Source organism: Arthrobacter echini (genome assembly GCF_004803505.1).
In the GTDB taxonomy this organism is placed as follows: domain Bacteria; phylum Actinomycetota; class Actinomycetes; order Actinomycetales; family Micrococcaceae; genus Arthrobacter_D; species Arthrobacter_D echini.
In genome coordinates, this window is the sequence record NZ_SSWH01000001.1 from 297,619 (window position 1) to 319,438 (window position 21,820).

Sequence of the window (21,820 nt, forward strand, 5' to 3'; positions counted from 1 at the left end):
CATCAGGGCGCCGACCACGTGCATACACTACTGAGGTGACTGGCCCGAGCAACCCCCTCCTGGTCCTCGCGATCACTGTGAGCGTCCTGGCGGCGGTCGGTCTGCTGGTACTGGGCGACGTCGCAGGGCTCCTGTCCGTTGCCGTTGTGGGCCTCATCTGGTTCATCGTGCTGCGGGCGAGCTGGCGGAAACCACCTGCTCCGCTACCGGAGAAGTCCTACGCGGGCCTCCTCGCCGATCTCGCACGCTCGCGGCGGGAGATCGTGGGGGCGTTCGAGATCGAACGCCGACGCATCGAACGCGATCTGCACGACGGCGCCCAGCAGTACCTGGTCGCAGCGGCGATCAAGATCGGAGAGGCCGGTCTCGACGTCGACCCCGCCAGCGCATCAGGACGATTGCTCCTGGCAGCCCAGGACGACGCGGATCAGGCCTTGCGGGCACTGCGGAACACGGTGCACGGCATTCAACCGTCGGCTCTGCTGGACCTCGGCCTGGAATCGGCCGTCAGGGAGCTGGCCTCCCGCTTTCCCGGGGTGCAGGTGCGCTGCCCGCACCCGCTGCCACCCCTACCCCAGGGGGTGCTCTCGTCCGGATACTTCTTCGTCTCCGAAGCACTGACCAACACCGCCAAGCACGCCCCGGGTGCAGAGGTCGTCGTCCTGCTCACCACTGATGAGAACCTCCGGATCACTGTCACGGACACCGGCCCGGGAGGGGCCACCGTACGCAGTGGGCACGGACTCAGCGGAATGCGGGAAAGACTGGTCGCCTTCGGGGGCACCATGACCATCTCCAGTCCGCCCGGTGGACCGACACAGGTCCTGGCCACCATGCCGCTCCTGCTCGGACCAGGACAGTCCGGATACCTCGACCAGACCAGGGGAACCCCGCCGTGAGAATCGTGATCGCCGATGACTCCGCACTACTGCGCGAAGGCCTCGCCGGCCTGGTCCAGCGCCAGGGCCACGACGTCGTCGCCCTCGCAAGCGATGCGCCCGGTCTGGTTGACGAAGTGCAACGCCTCATGGAGGGAGGCCAGATGCCGGACGTCGTCATCACCGACGTCCGCATGCCGCCCGGGATGGCAACGGACGGGCTCGACGCCGCCGTCCGGCTGCGGGACCAGTACCCGCACCTGGCGATCATGATCCTGTCCCAGTACGTAGCCCCCGTCCATGCGGCACGCCTGCTCGCGCAACCGGGTGCAGGCTTCGGCTATCTGCTCAAGGACCGGGTCTCGCGGGTCGCGGACTTCCTGCGCTCCCTGACCGTCGTCGCCGCAGGCGGAGTGGTCATCGATCCCGAGATCGCCGCTCGGTTGGCCGCTACTCGCACCGGCCCGCTGAACGCCCTCACCGACCGGGAACGCGAAGTCCTCGCCCTCATGGCAGAAGGACTCTCCAACAGCCAGATCTCCGCGACGCTGTCCCTCTCGGCGGGAGCCGTCGCCAAGTACGTCGCCGCCGTGTTCCTGAAACTCGGCCTACCCGCCGGGGAGGACAACCGCCGCGTCCGCGCCGTCCTGACCTACCTCACCGACCAGGACACCATTTTCCCTGCCGGCACCTGAGGTCTCGTCGATCGTCCGGCGTTTCAGCAGGCTCAGAGCGTACCGGCGGCTTACAGTGAGTGATGCGTCTGACCCGGGACCGCCGTCGACCACCTGCACAGCAGTTCGCGTGGGTCGCCCTGTTCGCCGTCCTGTCCGCAGGACTGTGGTTCGGCTGGTTCGCGTGGGACACCGAGTACCAGTTCAACTCGGCCACCGCGGAGATGACCGGACCCTACGCCGTGTGGCAGGGCGTGGGTGCGTTCCTGTGCGGCATCGTGGTGGTCGGTTTCGCCTACCGGATCCTGTTCTTTCCCGTCGCGCTGCTGGTACTCCCGGCGTCCTTCACGATCGCGTGGTCCACCACTGCTGCGGCAGAGGATTACTCCGGATTATGGGTCATAGGTGCCATCCTCGTCGCCTTCGGCTCGACCGCCGGCATCGCTCTGCTGCTCGGTGTCGCTGCCCTGATCGAGAAAATTGTCACCCAGTACCGAACCTCTGCCACTCGTCGGAGATCGGGAGAGACCGCTGATTCCGCGCCTCGCGACCGATAGTCGATGACGGCGAGCGCTCCGGCGCGGTACCCGCCAGTTCAGGGCATCGGCTCCAGGAAAAGCGTGGTGCGTATCTCCTGCCCGATGGTGCGCAGGAGTTCCGCCGACAGCCGCGGATCCCGGGAGGAGTCCTGGTCCGTGTAGTCGGTCAGGGCGTAGACCGAGCGCACCGGCAGCTCGGACCACCTCTCCTTCGGCAGAAGCGACCGGCCGACGACGGCGAGAACGGGGGTCACGCCTGCCCTCCTTGCAACAGCTGCCGGGAGCTTCCCTGCCAGGGTCTGCTCGTCGATACTGCCTTCGCCTGTGATGATCACGTCACAGCCCTGACTGGCGTCGTCGAAGCCGAGAAGGTCGAGGAAGAACTCCGCCCCGGAAACCTGCCGGGCGCCGAGCAGCGCGCAGGCGAACCCGAGGCCGCCGGCGCTCCCCGAACCGGCCGCAGACGCCACCGCCCTCGCTGAAGCGCACCCTGCTGCTTCGACGACGTCGACCAGATGGGCCAACCCGGCTTCGAGGAAGCTCACCTCCTCGGGGCCGGCGCCCTTCTGCGGTCCGAAAACCCGAGCGGCGCCGTCGGGCCCGAGGAGCGGGTTGCGGACATCGGAGGCGAGGACCAGCTCGAGATTCGCGAGAGCCGATGGAGGTGGAGCCTCGACGGAGTCGATCTCATGCAACGCGCGGCCGTTGCCGTGGAGCGTTGTGCCATGCGCATCGTGAAAGGTGTACCCGAGGGCGGAGAGCATTCCCATTCCGCCATCCGTGCTGGCACTGCCTCCGAGCGCCAGGACGATGCGCCGGGGCCCTAGAGCAAGCGCATGCAGGATCACCTCCCCGAACCCTCTGCTCGAGGCATCCAGCGGAGCGAGTTCGTCGTGGGACAGGAGCGCCAGCCCGCAGGAGTTGGCCACCTCGACGACCGCCGTACTGCCGTCGAAAGCCACAGCCGCGACGACCGGCTGTCCGGTCGGCCCGGTCACGCTGATCTGCTGCCGTCCGAACCCTGCCGCGAGAGCAGCATCGACGCTGCCGTCGCCGCCGTCGGCCAGGGGAAGCAGTCGGCAGTCGACAGCCCCTTTGCCGGGGCCCTCCTGCAGGCCGGCGGCGAGCGCCAGGGAGACCTCGTGTGCGGTGAGGCTGCCCTTGAACGTGTCCGGAGCGATGAGTACGCGCGGTGTCCGTTTCACCCGTCGCCCCTCCGATCCAGGAGCGCGGTGACCCGCGGGCCGCCGGGCCCGCATGAGGCTGCTGACTCCGCCGGATCCGTGGATGTCAGGTCCGCGGCCGCAGATCGTAGATGCGGCGCAGCTTCCCGCTGGAACGTACGAGGGAGCCCTGCTCGACGATCCGCACCGCACACGTGGAGCCGATGTGCACCTTGATCAGCCGGCACAGCTCGGCCGCCGCAGCCGTGCCGTCGTCGGTACTGACGCCGTCGCGCAGCTCGATGTTGATGGCCAGCTGATCCATGCGCTGGCCCTCCGGCCGGCTCAGCTCGAGCTGGAAGTGCGGACTGAGCGCCGGGATGCCGAGCGCCAGCTCCTCCACCTGCGTGGGGAAGAGATTGACGCCCCGGATGATCACCATGTCGTCGCTGCGTCCCCGGATGCGCTCCATCCGGCGCATGCCGGGGCGCGCGGTACCCGGCAGCAGCCGTGTGAGATCGTGCGTCCGGTAGCGGATGATCGGCAGGGCCTCCTTGGTGAGCGAGGTGAACACCAGCTCGCCGGCGGCTTCGTCGCCGAGCACCTGCTCCGTGAACGGGTCGATGATCTCGGGACGGAAGTGGTCCTCCCACATGTGCGCGCCGTCCTTCGACTCGACGCACTCCCCCGCGACTCCCGGCCCCATGACCTCGGACAGCCCGTAGATGTCGCACGCATCGAAGCCCATCCGGCCCTCGAGCTCCTGCCGCATGCCCTCGGTCCACGGCTCTGCCCCGAGCACGGCGGTCTTGAGCGACGTGGACCGTGGATCGATGCCTGCCGCAGCCATCGCGTCGAGGATGGTCAGCAGATACGTCGGAGTGGCGAGGATCGCATCCGGCTCGAAGTCGCGGATCAGCTGCACCTGCCGCTCGGTCTGCCCGCCCGAGATGGGGATGACCGTGCAACCGAGATGCTCGGCACCCGCGTGGGCACCGAGCCCACCCGTGAAGAGCCCGTACCCGTAGGCGTTGTGGACCTTCCACCCCTTCTTCACTCCGGACGCTCTCAGCGACCGCGCCACGAGCGACGCCCAGCGGGCCAGGTCACCGGCCGTGTAACCGACCACCGTCGGTTGGCCCGTGGTGCCCGACGACGCATGGATCCGGGCAATCTGATCCTGCGGCACGGCGAACATGCCGAACGGATACGTGCTGCGCAGATCCTCCTTCGTGGTGAAGGGGAACTTCGCCAGGTCGCCGAGCTCGCGCAGATCCTCCGGGTGCACGCCGGCGTCGTCGAACTTGCGCCTGTAGAGCTGCACATTGGCGTAGGCGTGCTGCACGGTGGACCGGAGCCGCTCGAGCTGCACGGCCTCCAGGTGGTCCCGCGACCACGACTCCTCCGGATCGAGAGTGGCAGGATCGGCCGCGGAGGCTCGCAGGGTGGTTTCCACATGTGCTCCTTCGTGCAGCGCGGCGGCGTTCGTCGCGCGTCGATCGTACCTACGGGCGGTTCAGGGCCTTGTCGGCGGCCGGGGACTCATCCGCCTCCAGCGGCGCACCTCTGGTCTCCTTCACCATGCTCACTCCGATGAACGAGATGACGCACAGCGCCATGATGTAGAGGGCGATCGACCCGGACCAGCCGGTCCTGCCCAGCAGTGCCTGCGCGATGAGCGGGGCGAAGGCCCCGCCGAGGATGGCGCCCAGGGCATAGCCGATGCCGATGCCGGAGTAGCGCACTCTGGCCGGGAACATCTCCGCGTACAGCGCGGACATGGGGCCGTAGGAGAGACCGAGTCCGATGGTCAGCAGGAAGATGGCGATGCCGTAGAGCCATACGTTCCGGGTGTCGATGAGCAGGAACAACGGGATCATCCAGACGAAGATCAGCCCGTAACCAATCTGGAACGTGCGGACGCGCCCGATGCGGTCGGACAGCACACCGCCGACCAGGGTGAAGACGAGCCATCCGAAGGACGCCAGGAGCGTGGCCAGGAGGACCGGTGCCGCCGGCATGCCGAGGGTCCTCTGTGCGTAGGAGGACAGGAACGCGATCACAAGATAACCGGCGGCGTTGTTGCCGATGAAGATGACGGCGGCGAGCAGCACTTCGCGCTTGTTGGTCCTCATGAGATTGCGCAGCGGGGTGGCGGTATCGCGCTTGCGCTCGATCATGCGCTTGAAGACGGGGCTCTCGGCGACGGCCGAGCGGATGAAGTAGCCGATGACGATCAGGACCACGGAGAGCAGGAACGGGATGCGCCAGCCCCACTCGAGGAACGCCTCGGCGGACATGGAACTGCGTAGCACGAAGAGCACGAGGGTGGCGAGGATCATGCCCACGGGCACGCCGATCTGCGGATAGGCGCCCCAGAAACCGCGCTTGTTCACGGGAGCGTGCTCAACCGCCATCAGCGCAGCTCCGCCCCACTCGCCGCCGGCGGAGAACCCCTGGAGAATGCGCAGCAGCATCAGGAGGATGGGCGCCCAGACACCGATCTGCGCGTAGGTGGGCAGCAGCCCGATGAGTGCGGTGGCGGATCCCATCAGCACCAGGGTGAACACCAGCATGGCCTTGCGTCCGATGCGGTCGCCGAGCCTGCCGGCGATGATTGCTCCGAGTGGGCGGAAGAAGAAGCTGATGCCGATCGTGGCCCAGGAGACCAACTGGGCCAGACCCGCGCTCTCCGACTCGAGCGGTCCGAAGTAGAGCGCAGCGAACACGAGTCCTGCGGCCTGCGCGAAGATGAAGAAGTCGTACCACTCGATCGTGGTGCCGACCATCGTGCCCGCGAGGACCCGGCGATCCGCCGAACTCATGCGGGTGGGCTGCGGCTGCCCTGCTGCTACGGCCATGAAAAACTCCTGTGTTCTGCGGTCGGTGGGCCTGGGGTTCCTGCCTCTGCAGCAGCCGAATGCGGCCCGCCGCTGGTCGGTGGCCCAAACATTACCGAACGATCGTTCATTCGGTAATCATCTGATGAATTGTGTTCGGATTGTGACGTGCAGCACGAAACAGGTGCCGCACCAGCTACAGCAGTGCCTCGACAGCGCGAGCCGTCCGCGCCACCTGTTGCCCGAGATCGGCGACGTCATGATCGCTACTGACATAGACGACGGCGAGCGCGGCGGGCAGTTGTCCGGGCACCAGGATCGGCGCGGCGACCGAGCTGACGCCGGGAATGACCTCGTCGCAGCTCACCGCGTACCCTTTCGCTGCTGCCGCGTGCGACTCGTCGCGGAAGATCTCGTCCGGTGCGAGCTGTTCCCACCGTGCTTTCCCGAGTGCCGCCTGGATGGCGATGCCCGGGGCACCGGCGTCGAACCGGTGCCGGGAACCGGGCCGCTGGACGATCGTCCCCTCGCCGTGCGGTGGTTCGACGGCGACGAGCGTGACGCAGTGCCTGCGGTCCACGACGGCGATGAACGCCGTCATCTGCGCGCGCGCCGCCAGCGCCGTGAGCTCCGGCAGAGCGACCGACTGCAGGTCGCGGGCGACACCCCGCGCCAGGCTCGCCATGCCCGGACCGATCCGGAAACCGCCGTCCGGATCCTTCAGCACGAGGCCGTGGTCCTCGAGCGTGCGGATGATGCGGTAGGCGATGGAGCGATGCACCCCGAGCGCCGCGGCGATGTCGGCGATCGTCATGGCGCCGGTCGCCTCGGCCAGGATCTCGAGGACGCGGATGCCCCGCGAGAGGGTCTGGCTCGGCGGCGTGCCTGCCTGTGTCCGGGGCGCCGTGTCGGCAACACCCAGCGCGTTCATCGGGCCGCCGTTGCCCGGATCGGGGCGGGCGCGAGGATACCGGCGAAGAACTGCCCGAGCTCCGCCGTCGCGCGCAGCGGCAGGACCGCAGCCACGTACTGGTCGGGCCGCACGACGACGACGGCACCCGCGCGGTCGATCCCGCGCAGGTCGAAGATGTCGGACGCCGGATCCGCGGCGTAGACCAACTCGTAGTTCGTCAGGCCGAAGGGGCCGACGGCTGGTTTGAACTCACCCGGCACCCGGGCGATGTCCACCGCGGTGTGGTCCTGCTGGTAGATCACCTTCACGTCGAACCAGGCGTCGCGGTCGGCATTCTCCGGCGTCGTCGCCAGGGGTGAGTCGGCGGCGGAACCGATCCACTGTGCGAAGTCCGTCACCCCCGAGGCCGCTCCGGGCTCGGCCTCGTCGGCGAAGACGTAGATGCGCCATCGGCCGTCCGCGGTGGCGTGGTGCCCGAGGTGGAGGGGCACGCCGTCGCAGACGCGCACCACGGGCGCTGACTTGAAGCGCTTGCCGATCGGGAAGCCCTCCGCAAGGCCCTGGTGTGCATCATCGGCGACGAGCATGGACCGCTGGTACTGCGTCATGAAGCCTGCGGGGAACTCGGCCGTGCGGACGTAGAAGTCCTCCAGCTCCGTGGGGTCCTCGAACTCCTCCGGCCGTTTCGCCATGAGCGTGGACCACTGCTTGTCGAAGTCGATGAGATTCTTCGCCACGACCTGGCGTTCCTGGGAGTACGTCGCGAGCAGCGTCTCCGGGCTGCGGCCCTCGAGGACGTGGCCCAGCTTCCAGCCGATGTTGAAGCCGTCCTGCATCGACACGTTCATGCCCTGGCCCGCCTTGGCGCTGTGCGTGTGGCAGGCGTCGCCGGTGATGAAGACGCGCGGGGTGCGGGTGCCGGCGTCCTCCGGGCGGACGTCGTCGAACCTGTCGGTGAGCCGGTGTCCCACCTCGTAGACGCTGTGCCAGGCGACGTTGCGGACGTCGAGGGTGTAGGGGCTCAGGATCTCGTTGGCCTTGGCAATGATCTGATCGATGGTGGTGGACCTCACCGCTCCCCGGTCGTCGGGGGGCGTCTCGCCCAGATCCACGTACATGCGGAACAGGTGGCCGCCCTCCCGCGGGATCAGGAGGATGCTGCCGCCGCTGCCGGACTGGATGGCGCACTTGCGGCGGATGTCGGGGAAGTCGGTCACCGCGACCACGTCCATCACGCCCCAGGCATGATTGGCGTGGTCGCCCTTCATGGTGCAGCCGATGGCCTCGCGTACACCGCTCCGCGCACCGTCGGCACCCACGACGTACTTGGCGCGGACCACGCGCTGCTGTCCCTCATGCTCGCCGCCGGTCGCGGTGAGAGTGACGGCGACCGGGTACTCGGCGTCGTCGTCGACCCGCAGACCGGAGAACTCGAAGCCGTAGTCGGGCTCCATGCGCGTGGGGGAATTCTTCATGAACTCCGCGAAGTAGTCGAGCACGCGGGCCTGATTGACGATCAGGTGGGGGAACTCGCTGATGCCGGCGGGATCATCGACCGGGCGGGCCGTACGGATGATCCGCGAGGGATCGTCGGGATCCGGCTTCCAGAAGGCCATCTCGACGATGCGGTAGGCCTCGTCGATGATGCGCTGGGCGAAGCCGAAGGCCTGGAAGGTCTCCACGCTGCGCGCCTGGATGCCGTCGGCCTGGCCGATCGCGAGCCGTCCCGGCCTGCGCTCGACGATCCGGGTGGTGATGTCGGGGAACTGCGAGAGCTGGGCGGCGGCGATCATGCCGGCCGGGCCCGTCCCGATGATCAGGACGTCGACGACGTCGGGAAGCTCCCGCGGACGGTCGACGCCGACACCCGCTGCCGGCTGGATCCGGGGATCACCGGAAACGTATCCGTGGTGGTGGAATTGCACGGGCTGTCCTCACGTCGTCGTGGTCGTGCCGATATTGAGCTGCCGATGAGTTCGATAATCGAACGGAGCGTTCTACTATCGCTTCGCAATGCTATGTGATCGGGAACACGTCGGCAAGGGCGGGGTGAAGGCCCGTGCCATGGGGCGAGCGCACTGCACATCGTCAGCTCAGGGTCAGTAATCGCCACCGGCTCATCAGAAGGGAAGCGCCGGAAACCCTTGACGACCTGCAGAAATCTACCTAAAATTCGTATACGATTTTGTATTCGACGAGGAGTGCACGTGGAACAGCTCGACGACTCGATCCTGCAGGCGACCCGCAAGGTCATCGCCGTGCACATCAACTACCCGAGCCGGGCCGCCCAGCGCGGTCGCACTCCGGCCCAGCCCTCCTACTTCCTCAAACCCCCCTCTTCTCTCGCCCTCTCCGGAACGAGCGTCGAACGTCCCGCCGGATGCGAACTGCTCGGCTTCGAGGGCGAGATCGCTCTCGTGATCGGAACGCCCGGACGCCGGATCCAGCCCGCCGACGCCTGGCGGCACGTCGCCTGGGTCACGGCGAGCAACGATCTCGGCGTCTACGACCTCCGGTACGCCGACAAGGGCTCCAATCTGCGCTCCAAGGGCGGCGACGGCTTCACTCCGATAGGTCCCGGCCTCATCCCGGCGAGCGCCGTGGATCCAGCCGGGCTGCGCATCCGCACCTGGCTCAACGGAGAACTGGTCCAGGACGACACGACCGAGGATCTCCTCTTCCCCTTCTCCCGCCTCATCGCCGACCTGTCCCAGCTGCTGACGCTCGAGACCGGCGACATCATCCTCACCGGGACCCCGGCCGGCGCATCGGTCGCGCAGCCCGGCGACACGATCGAGATCGAGGTGACCGACACCGGCGGCATGGTATCGACCGGCCGCCTGTCCACCGCCGTGGTCGAGGGCCGGACTCCGCTCGCCGATTTCGGCGCGCGGCCGAAGGCCGACGACGCCCAGCGCGAGGAAGCCTACGGCTCGCGGGAAGCCGCCGGCCTGCCGGAAGCTCAGCCCGGTCTCAGCGCGGACCTGAAGGCGAAGCTGGAGCAGGTCGCCACCGCCACCCTCTCCTCCCAGCTGCGCAAGCGCGGGCTGAACAACGTCAGCATCGACGGGCTGCAGGCCACCCGGCCCGAGCGCCGCGTCGTCGGACTCGCCAGGACCCTCCGGTTCGTCCCCAACCGCGAGGATCTCTTCGAGACCCACGGTGGCGGCTTCAATGCGCAGAAGCGCGCCATCGACACCGTGGGCGAGGGCGAGATCCTCGTCATGGAGGCCCGCGGCGAGAAGGGTACCGGGACCATCGGGGACATCCTGGCCCTGCGCGCCCAGGTCCGCGGCGCTGCAGCGATCATCACCGACGGCGGAGTCAGGGACTACGCGGCGGTGTCGGCGATGGAGATCCCCACCTGGTTCGCGAACCCGCACCCGGCCGTCCTCGGCAGAAGGCACGTGCCCTGGGACACCGATGTCACCATCGCGTGCGGCGGGACCACCGTCCAGCCCGGGGACGTCATCGTGGCGGATTCCGACGGCATCCTCGTGATCCCGCCGGCACTGGCGCAGAGCGTGGCCGATGACGCGCTCGCCCAGGAACGTGAGGAGGAGTTCATCGCGCAGATGGTCTCCGAGGGCCACGGCGTGGACGGTCTCTACCCGATGAACGCGCAGTGGCGGGCCCGCTACGAGGAGCACCTGGCCCAAGACGACGCAGGGAGTGCCGATGGGTAGCACGATGACCGGAACCGGCAGCAAGTCCGAGCAGGCCTACGCCGCGGTCAAGGAGCGCATCCTCGACGGTTCCTACTCCCCTGGGTACCGCCTGGTCCTCGGGAAGATCGCCGAGGATCTCGGCGTGAGCGTGGTCCCCGTGCGCGAGGCCATCCGGCGCCTCGAGGCCGAGGGCCTGGTGAGTTTCGAGCGGAACGTCGGTGCGACGGTCGCAGGTATCGACCCCACCGAGTACCTCTACACGATGCAGACGCTCAGCATCCTCGAGGGGGCGGCGACGGCTCTCTCCTCACCCCTGATCGGCGCTGCGGACCTCGCCCGGGCCCGTGCCGTGAACGAGGAGATGCGTGCCTGCCTCGAGGACTTCGACCCGGTCCGGTTCACCCGGCTCAACCAGGACTTCCACGGCATCCTCTTCGAGAACTGCCCGAACCCGCACATCCTCGATCTCGTCCACCGCGGCTGGGACCGCCTCGCCTCCCTCCGCGCGTCGACCTTCCGCTTCGTCCCGCGCCGGGCACGCGAGTCGGTCCGGGAACACGACTCCCTGCTCCAGCTCATCGACTCGGGAGCCCCGGCCGACGACGTCGAACACGCCGCCCGCCTCCACCGCAGCACCACCCTCGACGCCTACCTCGCCCTCACAGGTACAGATCCCGGCGCCGACGACAGTAAGGAGACACCATGACCGCTTCACCCGACACCCGCACGCACTACGTCCCCGAGGACCTTCCCACGCACATCCAGCACTACATCGACGGCGAGTTCGTCGACTCGGTCGGTGGTGCCACGTTCGAGGTCCTCGACCCGGTGTCCAACACCACCTACGCCACCGCGGCAGCGGGCCAGCAGGAGGACATCGACGCCGCCGTGCGTGCAGCGCGCGAGGCGTTCACCAACGGACCCTGGCCACGCATGAAGCCGCGCGAGCGGGCGCGTGTGCTCAACCGGATCGCCGATGCCGTCGAGGCGCAGGAGTCCCGCCTCGCCGAACTCGAGACGTTCGACACCGGGCTGCCGATCACGCAGTCCCGCGGCCAGGCGCTCCGCGCGGCCGAGAACTTCCGCTTCTTCGCCGATCTCATCGTGGCCCAGTTCGACGACGCCATGAAGGTCCCCGGCGCCCAGATCAACTACGTGAACCGCAAGCCGATCGGCGTCGCCGGGCTCATCACCCCGTGGAACACGCCCTTCATGCTCGAATCCTGGAAGCTCGCACCCGCGCTCGCCACGGGCAACACCGTGGTCCTCAAGCCCGCCGAGTTCACCCCGCTCTCGGCGTCCCTGTGGGCGAAGATCTTCAGGGAGGCGGGACTGCCGGACGGCGTGTTCAACCTGGTCAACGGGCTCGGCGAGGACGCCGGGGACGCACTCGTGAAGCACCCCGATGTCCAGCTGATCTCCTTCACCGGTGAGACGACCACGGGCCAGACCATCTTCCGCAACGCCGCACAGAGCCTGAAGGGCCTGTCGATGGAGCTCGGTGGCAAGTCGCCCTGCGTGGTCTTCGCGGACGCGGACATCGACGCTGCGATCGACTCGGCGCTCTTCGGCGTCTTCTCCCTCAACGGCGAGCGCTGCACGGCAGGCTCCCGCATCCTCGTGGAACGTTCCGTCTACGCCGAATTCTGCGAGAAGTACGCGGCGCGGGCGAAGTCGATCGTGGTCGGGGATCCGCACGATCCGCGCACCGAGGTAGGCGCCCTGGTCCACCCCGAACACTTCGAGAAGGTGGCCTCCTACGTGGAGATCGGCAAGTCGGAGGGGACGCTGCTGGCCGGTGGCGGACGCCCCGAGCACCTCCCGCACGGCAACTACATCGCACCCACGGTCTTCGCCGACGTGGCGCCCGAGGCACGCATCTTCCAGGAGGAGATCTTCGGCCCCGTCGTCGCCCTCACCCCGTTCGACACAGACGCCGAAGCCCTGGAGCTGGCCAACAACACGAAGTACGGGCTCGCCGCCTACATCTGGACGAACGACCTGAGCCGCGCCCACACGTTCGCGCAGAACGTGGAGGCCGGAATGGTGTGGCTCAACAGCCACAACGTGCGCGATCTGCGCACCCCGTTCGGCGGGGTGAAGGCCTCGGGGCTCGGTCATGAGGGTGGCTACCGGTCCATCGACTTCTACACCGACCAGCAGGCCGTGCACATCACGCTCGGTACGGTCCACACGCCGAGGTTCGGTGCCACGGATCCTGCCGCCACCGACTGACCAACCCAAGCTCACCCCGTTCGCTCGACGAAGAGAGAATCCCGTGTCCCACAGCATCCCCACGCCCTCCGTCCCGGCACCGGATATCGTCCGCTGCGCCTACATGGAGATCGTGGTCACCGATCTGGCCCGCTCCCGCGCCTTCTACGTCGACGTGCTCGGTCTGCACGTGACCGAGGAGGACGACGAGGCGATCTACCTGCGCTCCCTCGAGGAGTTCATCCACCACAACCTGGTGCTGCGCAAGGGGCCGGTGGCCGCCGTCGCCGCGTTCGCCTACCGCGTGCGTTCCCCCGAGGAGGTCGACGCCGCGGAGGCGTACTACCGGGAGCTGGGCTGCAGGACCGAGCGACGCTCTACGGGCTTCACGAAGGGCATCGGCGATTCCGTCCGCGTGGAGGATCCGCTGGGCTTCCCGTACGAGTTCTTCTACGACGTGGAGCACGTGGAACGCCTCACCCAGCGCTACGATCTCTACTCCGCCGGTGAGCTGGTGCGCCTCGACCACTTCAACCAGGTCACCCCGGACGTGCCGAGGGGCCGGGCGTATCTGGAGGACCTGGGCTTCCGCGTCTCCGAGGACATCCAGGACTCCGACGGGGTCACGTACGCGGTCTGGATGCACCGCAAGCAGACCGTCCACGACACCGCCCTGACCGGCGGCGACGGACCGCGCATGCACCACGTCGCCTTCGCCACCCACGAGAAGCACAACATCATTCAGATCTGCGACAAGATGGGCGCCCTGCGGATCAGCGACCGCATCGAGCGCGGACCCGGACGCCACGGCGTGTCCAACGCGTTCTACCTGTACATCCTGGATCCGGACGACCACCGCATCGAGATCTACACCCAGGACTACTACACAGGCGACCCGGACAACCCCACCATCACCTGGGACGTGCACGACAACCAGCGCCGCGACTGGTGGGGCAACGCTGTCGTGCCGTCCTGGTACACCGAGGCCTCCCTCGTGCTCGATCTCGACGGCAACCCGCAAGCCGTCACCGAGCGTGACGAGCGCAGTGAAATGGCGGTCACCGTGGGCGCCGACGGCTTCTCCTACACCAGGAGCGACGACGACGGCTCGCCCGAGGGCTTCAAGCTCGGCTCCCAGCTCTGACACTCCCCGCCCCCGACCGGTCAAGGACACTCCCATGCTCGATCAGCACACCATCAGCCGGATCGCCGACGAACTGCTCGACGCCGCCCGCACGCACACCCAGGTCCCCCTGCTCACGGCGCGCTACCCGGACATGACCGTGGAGGACTCCTACGCCGTCCAGCGCCTCTGGCGCACGCGGAACGAGGAGGCGGGCCGAACGCTCGTGGGCCGGAAGATCGGCCTGACCTCGCGCGCCATGCAGGAGGCCACAGGCATCACCGAGCCCGACTACGGTGCCATCTTCGACGACATGGTCCTGGAGACCGGGGCCTCGGTGGGCTGGCACCGCTACACCCGTCCGCGCGTGGAGGTGGAGCTCGCGTTCGTGCTCGGCCGCGACCTAACCGGCCCGGGCTGCACGCTCGTGGACGTCCTCGACGCGACCGACTGGGTGCTGCCGGCGCTGGAGATCCTCGACTCGCGGATCGAGATGGAGGGCCGCACCATCGTGGACACCATCGCGGACAACGCCGCCATGGGGGCGATGGTGCTGGGCGGACGCCCGGTGCGCCCCGACGCCGTCGATCTGCGCTGGATCTCCGCGATCCTGTACAGGAACCAGACCGTGGAGGAGACCGGTGTCGCCGCCGGTGTCCTGGACCACCCGGCGGCCGGCGTGCACTGGCTCGCGAACAAGATCGCGGCACACGGGGACGGCCTGAAGGCGGGCGACACCATCCTCGCCGGATCCTTCACCCGGCCCCTGTGGATCGGTCAGGGTGACACCATCCACGCCGACTACGGACCCCTGGGAGCCGTGACATGCCACTTCCACTAGGAGAGACTTTCCGCGATGCGCTGGCCTCGGCGGAGCGGCCGCTCGCCGGTATGTGGGTCTGCTCCGGCAGCCCGCTCGTCGCCGAGATCTGTGCCGGGGCGGGTCTGGACTGGCTGCTCGTCGACGCCGAGCACAGCCCCAACGGCCTCGAATCGATCCTCGCCCAGCTCCAGGCCGTGCACGGCTACCCGGTGCAGGTCCTCGTGCGGCCACCGGTCAATGACGCGGTCCTCATCAAGCAGTACCTGGACCTCGGGGTGCAGAATCTGCTCGTGCCGATGGTCCACTCCGTGGCCGACGCCGAGGCCGCCGTCGCCGCGACCCGCTATCCGCCGGGCGGTGTCCGCGGGGTGGGCTCCGCACTGGCCCGTGCAGCCCGGTGGAACAGGGTGCCCGACTACCTCGCCACGGCGACCTCGACCATCAGCATCACGGTGCAGATCGAATCGACCGAGGCCGTCGAGGCCGTGGAGGACATCCTCGCGGTCGACGGCGTGGACGCGATCTTCGTGGGGCCCTCCGATCTCGCGGCATCCATGGGCGTGCTGGGTCAGCAGGAGCACACGCAAGTGCGGGCCGCCGTCGTGCACTGCCTGGCGGCCGCGAACCGTGCGGGGAAACCGGCGGGCGTCAATGCCTTCTCCCCTGCCACGGCGAACGGCTATCTCGACGCCGGTGCCCGCTTCATCCTCGTGGGCGCCGATGTCGCACTGCTTGCCCGCGGATCCGAGGCCCTGGCCGCCGCCTTCGTCCCTGCATCGAGTGGTGGCATACCGGGTAGCGGCACGTCAGGTGGCGAGCTCAGGCCGAGCTACTGACCGTCCGGGCATTGACGCGAAAACCCGCGCGTCAGCCGTTCGCGGCCCGCGGCGCTCCGATCCCCGGATCGATCTGCACGGGTCCGGCGGCGGAGGGGCGGATGTCGAAGTCGAACATCGCCGTCGGCAGGTACACGGTCGAGCAGGAGTTCGGGATGTCGACCACGCCCGAGAGCCTGCCCTCGATGGGCGCGGCACCCAGCAGCAGATAGGCCTGCTCCGGGGCGTAGCCGAACTTGGTGAGGTAGTCGATCGCGTGCAGGCAGGCCCGCTGGTAGGACAGGTGCGAGTCGAGATAGCGCTGCTCGCCCTCGAGCGTCACCGACGTCCCGGAGAACGCAAGCCACTCGCTGAACTGAGGTTCCACCCTGCCGGGCATGAAGATGGCGTTCTCGGTGACCCCGTAGGTCTCCATCCCGCCGGGAATCACGTCGATGGACAGATCGATGAATCCGCCCATCTCGATCCCGCCGCAGAAGGTGATCTCGCCGTCGCCCTGGGAGAAGTGCAGATCACCGACGGAGAAATTGGCTCCGTCCACATAGACCGGGTAGAAGATGCGGGTGCCCTTGGACAGGTTCTTGATGTCCTGGTTCCCGCCGTTCTCCCGTGGTGGGGCCGTGCGCCCGGCTTCCGAGCCCACACGCTCCCACTGATCCCGCGGAAGACCGCCGAGAATGGCGTGGTCCGCCTCGGGTGGCAGTGCCAGCGGCGGCACGCGCTGGGGATCCGTCGCGATGAGGTCTCCCTCGCGTTTGTTCCACTTCGCCAGGAGTTCCGCGGACGGGGCGGTGCCCATCAACCCGGGATGGATGATGCCCTCGAACGCCACACCGGGCACGTGCCGTGAGGTGGCGACCTGCCCCCTGAAGTCCCAGACGGCCTTGTACGCATCGGGGAACTGCTCGGTCAGGAAGCTTCCGCCGTTGTTCTTGGCGAAGATGCCGGTGTACCCCCAGCCCTGCCCGGCGAGCGGACCGGAATCCTCCTGCGGGATGGGCCCTACATCCAGGATGTCCACCACGAGGAGGTCGCCCGGCTTGGCGCCCTCCACGGCGAACGGCCCACTGAGGGTGTGCACGGTGAGGAGGGGCGCGTCCAGGATGTCCTGTGCGGAGTCGTCGTTGTGGATGGCGCCGTCGAACCACTCCCGGCAGTCCACGCGGAAGGAGTCGCCCCGTTTGACCGTCGCCACGGGAGGGATCTCAGGGTGCCAGCGGTTGTGGCCCAGTTTCTCCTGATCCTTGAAGGCCTTGCTGGAATCGAGTGAGAAGAGATGCTCCGGCATGATGTCTCCCTTGCTGTCGGCTGCGCGTATGGGTCTGTCCGCCCGGCCCTACGGACGGGGAAGTTTCCGGTGGAGGGGGTTCGACGTCGTCGGGGTAGGTGGGCGTACGCCGGGGTTCGACGACGAGATCACCTCGGGTTCATGGGCGCTGCGCTGGGTGGACTCGAGCAGGCCGAACGCTGCGCTGCCGGCGATGGACAGTCGCGGGGACGGCATCCGGCGTCGTGAGGTCTCCCCACACACCGCACACGCGATGTCGTCCGGTCGCTCGGCCATCGCGAAGGAGGCTTCGGTCCCATGGCCTGCGGGGCAGCGGAAGTCGTAGAGCGGCATCGGTCTTCCTCCGTCTCTCGGGAAACAGCTGCGGACACGTGTCCGGTGAGGAGCAATGTGCCTCAAACCTAGGGAGGCATTCCGGGAAGGTCAAGCATGCGAGGGAATCGTCATCCCCGGGAATCGTAGAGTGGGTTCGTGGAATCCAGCAGTCCTCCGGTGGGTCCGTCCGGGCAGAACGACGACGAGCCGCGCATAGCTCCGCTGGACAGCTTCGACGCCGTCAGGCATGCCCTGATCCACGACGAGGGCAACCGGCCGATGCGGGAGAAGGGCTGGGAGCCGCTGTATACGGCGTCCGCCGATGCACGCATCGCGGTGATCGGGCAGGCGCCCGGTAACAGGGCCCAGGCCAGCGGCATCCCGTGGGACGATGCCAGCGGCAGGAAGCTCATCGAGTGGCTCGGCGTGACGGAGGAGCAGTTCCGCTCTCCGGAGTTGTTCGCCTTCCTCGGCATGGACTTCTACTTCCCGGGGAGGGGTCGGAGCGGCGATCTTCCGCCCCGGAAGGGCTTCGCGGCGACGTGGCATCCGCCGCTGCTCGCACTGATGCCCCGGGTCGAGCTCGTCCTCCTGATCGGGCGATACGCGCAGCTCCACTACCTGCCGTCAGGGCGCCACGGAACGCTGACGGACAACGTGCGCGATCATCGCCGGTTCGGCCCGCTCTGGTTCCCGCTGGTCCACCCCTCGCCGCTGAACTTCCGGTGGCAGACGAGGAATCCGTGGTTCGTCACTGACGTCCTGCCCGAGCTGCAGGCGCGTGTCCGCACCGCCGTCGAGCACTCCGGAACTCTCCCGGACGAGTAGGCGTCGGTGCCGGCCGGAGCACGCGTCATCATCCCGGAAGTGCCCGAGCTGCACGCGTGCGTCCGCACGGCAGCGCAGTCCGCGGCCGCGGATGAGTTCGTGCGAGTGTCGGTTCCGCCCGGGACGATGCATAGGGTGGATCCGTGGCAGACACGGAGTACACCCTGATGACGGTGGGGCATGGCACCGCCTCGCAGGAGGCTTTCGCCGACCTGCTTCAGCAGGCCGGCGTCCGGGCGCTGGTCGATGTGCGTATCGGTCCCGGGAGCAGGAAGTTTCCCCACTTCGGCAAGGACTCCCTGGAACAGTGGCTGCCCGCAGTCGGGATCGCCTACCGCTGGGAGAAGGATCTCGGCGGGTTCCGGAAGCTGCTGCCCGACTCCCCTGACGTGGTGCTCCGCAACGAATCCTTCAGGGCGTATGCCGGGTACATGAGGTCCGATGAGTTCACGGCGGCGCTGACGGCACTCCTTGCTCAGGCCGCAGAGACGCCGACCGCGATCATGTGCAGTGAGACGGTCTGGTGGCGCTGCCATCGCCGGCTCATCGCCGACAACGCGGCGCTGCTAAGGGGTACCACTGTGCAGCACCTCATGCCGGGTGGGAAGCTCACCGTCCATCCGCCGACGCAGGGAGTACGTGTTGCGGGGGAAGAGCTCGTGTACGACGCGCAGCCCGAGCCGTCTACCGGATAACCATGGGTACGCCGCGCGGAACCTGCAGCCCCAGCACTCAGCGGGGTTGCCGCAGGGACACCGGGCCCTTCGCCGTCGACGGGTCCACGACGACGCCGCGCTGCACCATCTCCGCCAGTCCGCGGTTGACGAGTCGGCGTGCGGCACTGCGGGCCGACTCCCGCAGTGCCTCGGCTTCCATCCCGAGGGCCTGGGCTGCGTCGGTCGGATCCACCGTTCCACCCCGCGAAGTGTTCTTCAGCCGCGCGAGCAGCCATGCCTCCAGCTCGACGTCGACTGTTCGCACCTTCCGCGCGCGGCACGCGTCGCTGCAGTACACGACCGAATCCCAGTTCCGCTCCCACTTCCTCCGCCATTCGATGCGGCGTCCGCAGGAGCGGCAATCCTTCGGCTCGTGCACGGTGGACCCGGTGGCGCTCATCGACCGAGCATATCCACGGGGCATACCCACGGGAGTCCGGGAATCCGGGAAGCGACTCCGGCACACCACCGAGGTGCATGTCGATCAGCTGCCGGTTCGTGGGTCGCTGCCATGGGCATAGGAGAAGCGATGCGGCAAGGGAAGCGTTCATGGGCACCGTCAAATTCACCCAGCGGTGGCAACCGGTACCGTTCACGGCTCGCTGCCGTGACCGCTCGGACTGCCTTGGTCATCGTTCGGGCGGCGCCACCTAACTGTTCGCCGGCGCCGCCGGGCGCGGATCACCACCGTTACCGTGCGCCGGTCGCTACTTGACCGTTCTCGGAGTGCCTTCGTGTCTGTTCGCTACTGCCGTCAGGCACGGGATACCAGGGGCAGCTGTGGAACCGTTCCGGCTGGCACAATGAGCCTATGACGGCCAGGCCCCCACGCACCGCTGCAGCGCTGCCGCCCGAGCAGGCGAGGAAGCTGCACGGAGCACTCACGGAAAGCACCGACGTCACTGTCTTCGTGAACGGCACCGCGCACCGCCTGCCCGACGAGGCCCGGGACGCCGTCGTCGACCTGCTCGCACGCCTGTCCGACGGCGATACCGCCCAGGTATCGTCCGTCGCCGAATTGCTCACCACCTCCCAGGCCGCCGACCTAGCAGGCATCTCCAACAGTTACCTCCGGAAACTCACCGACGCGGGCACCCTTGCCGTGGAGTACCGCGGATCGCACCGGCGTATCCGGAGGGCCGACGTCGAGCAGTGGCTCGGCGCACAGACGAGCCGTCGGCAGCATTCCCCTGACGCCCCGGGCCGCTGAGTCCGGGGGCTGCCGCGATGCTCCTCCGACCAGGAACGACATCAGGCCTGCTCGCCACGCGCACCGAGCGGTGATCGCAGGGCTGCGGCCGGCGCAAGAAAGCTGAGCGTGCTGTGGACAAGTTTCTCTGCACTACTACTCCACACTGGCTGAATGCAATCGCCATTAGTACACGTATTCGATAAAATTCTCGTATGGTCGTCGAAATGCTCGAACCCCGCACCGAGGATGTCTTCCTCCGTGGAATGCACTCCGATCTGCTGGCTTTCGCGCAGCAGTTGGAGTCGAACTACCTCACTCTGAGCCACCAGGGAGCGGCAGCATGTCTTGCCATGATCGAGCGCATCTCGAAGGTGGTCGACCAGCTTCAGACGCTGGCTGCCCGTGCGGCCGAGGACCACCAGCTCGCGACAACCGATACCGAGGAGCCCTACAGGAGCACAGCAGAGTACCTACGGGCCAAAATCGGCATCAGTCGCTCGGAAGCGAACCGTCGACTGAGGCTGGGACAGGATGTCGTGCCCGACATGCCTGGTCCTGGAGCATCGGTGGAGCCCCGCATGGCTGCTCTTGCCGCAGCAACCAGTACCGGTGCCATCAGCAGTCGGGCGGCCACAGTGGTCCGGGATGCCGTGCACCGCATGTCCGCAGTCGCCACGCGCCACCAGGTGCAGGCCATGGAGGACCACCTGACCCGCCAGGCAGTCGAGTCCGACGAGGACGTCCTGCGGGTCCTTGCACGACGGTGGGAAGGCGTGATCGATCAGGACGGTCAGGAGCCGACCGAGAAGACACTACGAGCACGGCAGGGGGTCTTCCTCCGCGGCAGGCACCACGGGCTTCACCTCATGGAGATCGGCGCCACCGACGAACAGTTCGAGCACCTTGTCACCGTCATGAACACCGCGACCAATCCTCGATCCTCCCGAGGTGATGACGCCACTCCTAGTGAAGCGCGAACAGATGAGGCGGACAGATCAGGCGGACCTGTGGATCGAACCGCGCAGGAACCCACTGACGCCGGTCGACAGGCCGCTCCTGACCGCGCCACGCGTGCTCAGGAACTGCTCCACGGGCTGGTCTCCGCATGCCGGATCGCACTCGCCGGGGACGGCCTCCCGGCAACCGGAGGGCACAGGCCACAGGTGATGGTGACCATCAACTACCAGGACCTCATCGACGATCTGGGACATGACGGCCACTCCGTCTTCGCCCAGCAACTGAGCGCCCGAAGCATCCGTGAACTCGCGTGTGACGCCGACATCCTGCCGCTCGTCCTCGGCGGCTCGGGCCAGATTCTCGACATCGGGCGTGCCCAGCGTCTCTTCCCACCCCACCTGCGAAGGGCACTCGTCGCACGCGACAAAGGCTGCGCCTTTCCGGACTGCACGGTGCCCGCCACCTGGTGCGAGGCCCACCACATCGTTCCATGGGCAGCAGGCGGGACCACCAACATCCACGACGGCGTCCTGCTCTGCTCCTGGCACCATCACGTGCTCCATGAAGGACAGTGGTCGGTCGAGCCAGTCCATGGGATCCCGTGGTTCAAGCCGCCGAAGTACCTCGATCCCGACCGGGCACTCAGACGCAACCGCTACTGGCAGGTGGAAGAAGCAGTACATGACCAGCTTGCGCGCTCCTACATCGATCATGGTGTGCGCAGTGCCCGGGTCACGCCCTCTTCGTCCGAAGAGGCAGACGCCCGCCCCGCTCCCGAACAGGCTGGGGAACCTTACCGCACGCCCGTGGCACCGGACCTCGGAGGCTCTCCATGACCGATTCCGCAGCAATA

General features: G+C 67.7%; 21 protein-coding genes. 13 read left to right on the forward strand and 8 right to left on the reverse strand.

The window, feature by feature from the left end:
- Nucleotides 1–35: 35 nt before the first annotated feature.
- From E8P82_RS01465 to E8P82_RS01475, 3 genes are all read left to right on the forward strand, one after another.
- Nucleotides 36–899, forward strand: a complete 864-nt coding sequence (locus E8P82_RS01465) for a sensor histidine kinase (protein WP_246020871.1) — start codon at nucleotides 36–38, stop codon at nucleotides 897–899.
- The gene (locus tag E8P82_RS01470) at nucleotides 896–1,573 is read left to right on the forward strand and encodes a response regulator transcription factor (RefSeq protein WP_136452705.1); all 678 of its coding nucleotides are present in this window, start codon (nucleotides 896–898) and stop codon (nucleotides 1,571–1,573) included. Before E8P82_RS01465 ends, E8P82_RS01470 begins: the two co-directional genes overlap by 4 nt.
- A gap of 62 nt (nucleotides 1,574–1,635) precedes the next feature.
- On the forward strand, nucleotides 1,636–2,109 hold the full coding sequence (locus tag E8P82_RS01475; protein WP_136452706.1) for a hypothetical protein: 474 nt from the start codon (nucleotides 1,636–1,638) through the stop codon (nucleotides 2,107–2,109).
- A gap of 38 nt (nucleotides 2,110–2,147) precedes the next feature.
- On the opposite strand, the gene E8P82_RS01480 is transcribed toward E8P82_RS01475, so the two are convergent.
- The 5 genes from E8P82_RS01480 to E8P82_RS01500 all read right to left on the reverse strand — a co-directional run bounded on the left by E8P82_RS01480 (nucleotide 2,148) and on the right by E8P82_RS01500 (nucleotide 8,932).
- Nucleotides 2,148–3,296: a glycerate kinase gene (locus E8P82_RS01480; RefSeq protein ID WP_246020872.1), complete on the reverse strand. Its 1,149-nt coding sequence runs from the start codon at nucleotides 3,294–3,296 to the stop codon at nucleotides 2,148–2,150.
- Nucleotides 3,297–3,381: 85 nt separating this feature from the next.
- A complete protein-coding gene (locus E8P82_RS01485) occupies nucleotides 3,382–4,710 on the reverse strand; it encodes an AMP-binding protein (protein ID WP_211096771.1) in 1,329 nt (442 codons plus the stop codon).
- A gap of 49 nt (nucleotides 4,711–4,759) precedes the next feature.
- A complete protein-coding gene (locus E8P82_RS01490) occupies nucleotides 4,760–6,115 on the reverse strand; it encodes an MFS transporter (RefSeq protein ID WP_136452709.1) in 1,356 nt (451 codons plus the stop codon).
- A 175-nt stretch (nucleotides 6,116–6,290) separates the two neighbouring features.
- Nucleotides 6,291–7,025, reverse strand: a complete 735-nt coding sequence (locus tag E8P82_RS01495; RefSeq protein ID WP_136452710.1) for an IclR family transcriptional regulator — start codon at nucleotides 7,023–7,025, stop codon at nucleotides 6,291–6,293.
- Nucleotides 7,022–8,932, reverse strand: a complete 1,911-nt coding sequence (locus E8P82_RS01500) for an FAD-binding monooxygenase (protein WP_136452711.1) — start codon at nucleotides 8,930–8,932, stop codon at nucleotides 7,022–7,024. Before E8P82_RS01500 ends, E8P82_RS01495 begins: the two co-directional genes overlap by 4 nt.
- A 282-nt stretch (nucleotides 8,933–9,214) precedes the next feature.
- Here E8P82_RS01500 and E8P82_RS01505 point away from each other — a divergent pair, with 282 nt between their 5' ends.
- Genes E8P82_RS01505 through E8P82_RS01530 form a run of 6 tightly spaced genes read left to right on the forward strand, consistent with a single transcriptional unit; the run spans nucleotide 9,215 to nucleotide 15,671 of the window.
- Complete coding sequence (locus E8P82_RS01505; protein ID WP_136452712.1) at nucleotides 9,215–10,693, forward strand: fumarylacetoacetate hydrolase family protein; 1,479 nt, start codon at nucleotides 9,215–9,217, stop codon at nucleotides 10,691–10,693.
- On the forward strand, nucleotides 10,686–11,381 hold the full coding sequence (locus E8P82_RS01510; protein WP_246020873.1) for a GntR family transcriptional regulator: 696 nt from the start codon (nucleotides 10,686–10,688) through the stop codon (nucleotides 11,379–11,381). Before E8P82_RS01505 ends, E8P82_RS01510 begins: the two co-directional genes overlap by 8 nt.
- Nucleotides 11,378–12,910, forward strand: a complete 1,533-nt coding sequence (gene hpaE, locus E8P82_RS01515; protein ID WP_136452713.1) for a 5-carboxymethyl-2-hydroxymuconate semialdehyde dehydrogenase — start codon at nucleotides 11,378–11,380, stop codon at nucleotides 12,908–12,910. The genes E8P82_RS01510 and hpaE overlap by 4 nt, the downstream gene beginning before the upstream one ends.
- Nucleotides 12,911–12,953: 43 nt before the next feature.
- Nucleotides 12,954–14,033 (forward strand): 3,4-dihydroxyphenylacetate 2,3-dioxygenase, encoded by a 1,080-nt coding sequence (gene hpaD, locus E8P82_RS01520; protein ID WP_136452714.1) that lies wholly within the window; start codon nucleotides 12,954–12,956, stop codon nucleotides 14,031–14,033.
- Nucleotides 14,034–14,067: 34 nt separating this feature from the next.
- Nucleotides 14,068–14,853, forward strand: a complete 786-nt coding sequence (hpaH, locus tag E8P82_RS01525; RefSeq protein WP_136452715.1) for a 2-oxo-hept-4-ene-1,7-dioate hydratase — start codon at nucleotides 14,068–14,070, stop codon at nucleotides 14,851–14,853.
- Entirely contained in the window at nucleotides 14,838–15,671 is an 834-nt protein-coding gene (locus E8P82_RS01530; protein ID WP_211096772.1) for an HpcH/HpaI aldolase family protein, read from the forward strand. Before hpaH ends, E8P82_RS01530 begins: the two co-directional genes overlap by 16 nt.
- Before the next feature lie 31 nt (nucleotides 15,672–15,702).
- Here E8P82_RS01530 and fmdA read toward each other — a convergent pair whose 3' ends face one another.
- Entirely contained in the window at nucleotides 15,703–16,959 is a 1,257-nt protein-coding gene (fmdA, locus tag E8P82_RS01535) for a formamidase (RefSeq protein ID WP_136452716.1), read from the reverse strand.
- Nucleotides 16,960–17,007: 48 nt separating this feature from the next.
- Complete coding sequence (locus tag E8P82_RS01540) at nucleotides 17,008–17,292, reverse strand: FmdB family zinc ribbon protein (RefSeq protein WP_136452717.1); 285 nt, start codon at nucleotides 17,290–17,292, stop codon at nucleotides 17,008–17,010.
- Between the two features lie 138 nt (nucleotides 17,293–17,430).
- Here E8P82_RS01540 and E8P82_RS01545 point away from each other — a divergent pair, with 138 nt between their 5' ends.
- A complete protein-coding gene (locus tag E8P82_RS01545; RefSeq protein WP_246020874.1) occupies nucleotides 17,431–18,102 on the forward strand; it encodes a uracil-DNA glycosylase family protein in 672 nt (223 codons plus the stop codon).
- Between the two features lie 143 nt (nucleotides 18,103–18,245).
- Nucleotides 18,246–18,797 carry a DUF488 domain-containing protein gene (locus tag E8P82_RS01550; protein WP_246020875.1) on the forward strand — a complete coding sequence of 184 codons (552 nt, stop codon included), beginning with the start codon at nucleotides 18,246–18,248 and terminating at the stop codon, nucleotides 18,795–18,797.
- Nucleotides 18,798–18,834: 37 nt separating this feature from the next.
- On the opposite strand, the gene E8P82_RS01555 is transcribed toward E8P82_RS01550, so the two are convergent.
- Nucleotides 18,835–19,218 carry a DUF2256 and DUF3253 domain-containing protein gene (locus E8P82_RS01555; RefSeq protein WP_136452718.1) on the reverse strand — a complete coding sequence of 128 codons (384 nt, stop codon included), beginning with the start codon at nucleotides 19,216–19,218 and terminating at the stop codon, nucleotides 18,835–18,837.
- Nucleotides 19,219–19,629: 411 nt separating this feature from the next.
- Between E8P82_RS01555 and E8P82_RS01560 the strand changes: the two genes are divergently transcribed.
- The gene (locus tag E8P82_RS01560) at nucleotides 19,630–20,028 is read left to right on the forward strand and encodes an excisionase family DNA-binding protein (RefSeq protein WP_136452719.1); all 399 of its coding nucleotides are present in this window, start codon (nucleotides 19,630–19,632) and stop codon (nucleotides 20,026–20,028) included.
- A 194-nt stretch (nucleotides 20,029–20,222) separates the two neighbouring features.
- On the forward strand, nucleotides 20,223–21,803 hold the full coding sequence (locus tag E8P82_RS01565; RefSeq protein ID WP_136452720.1) for an HNH endonuclease signature motif containing protein: 1,581 nt from the start codon (nucleotides 20,223–20,225) through the stop codon (nucleotides 21,801–21,803).
- The last annotated feature ends 17 nt before the right edge of the window (nucleotides 21,804–21,820 follow it).

Excerpts from the sequence above, each read along its gene's own strand:
- E8P82_RS01475 (WP_136452706.1), top strand. The coding sequence starts at position 1,636 with ATGCGTCTGACCCGGGACCGCCGTCGACCACCTGCACAGCAGTTCGCG.
- E8P82_RS01490 (WP_136452709.1), bottom strand. The coding sequence starts at position 6,115 with ATGGCCGTAGCAGCAGGGCAGCCGCAGCCCACCCGCATGAGTTCGGCG.
- E8P82_RS01495 (WP_136452710.1), bottom strand. The coding sequence starts at position 7,025 with ATGAACGCGCTGGGTGTTGCCGACACGGCGCCCCGGACACAGGCAGGC.
- E8P82_RS01510 (WP_246020873.1), top strand. The coding sequence starts at position 10,686 with ATGGGTAGCACGATGACCGGAACCGGCAGCAAGTCCGAGCAGGCCTAC.
- hpaE (WP_136452713.1), top strand. The coding sequence starts at position 11,378 with ATGACCGCTTCACCCGACACCCGCACGCACTACGTCCCCGAGGACCTT.
- hpaH (WP_136452715.1), top strand. The coding sequence starts at position 14,068 with ATGCTCGATCAGCACACCATCAGCCGGATCGCCGACGAACTGCTCGAC.
- E8P82_RS01530 (WP_211096772.1), top strand. The coding sequence starts at position 14,838 with ATGCCACTTCCACTAGGAGAGACTTTCCGCGATGCGCTGGCCTCGGCG.
- fmdA (WP_136452716.1), bottom strand. The coding sequence starts at position 16,959 with ATGCCGGAGCATCTCTTCTCACTCGATTCCAGCAAGGCCTTCAAGGAT.
- E8P82_RS01540 (WP_136452717.1), bottom strand. The coding sequence starts at position 17,292 with ATGCCGCTCTACGACTTCCGCTGCCCCGCAGGCCATGGGACCGAAGCC.
- E8P82_RS01555 (WP_136452718.1), bottom strand. The coding sequence starts at position 19,218 with ATGAGCGCCACCGGGTCCACCGTGCACGAGCCGAAGGATTGCCGCTCC.
- E8P82_RS01560 (WP_136452719.1), top strand. The coding sequence starts at position 19,630 with ATGACGGCCAGGCCCCCACGCACCGCTGCAGCGCTGCCGCCCGAGCAG.
- E8P82_RS01565 (WP_136452720.1), top strand. The coding sequence starts at position 20,223 with ATGGTCGTCGAAATGCTCGAACCCCGCACCGAGGATGTCTTCCTCCGT.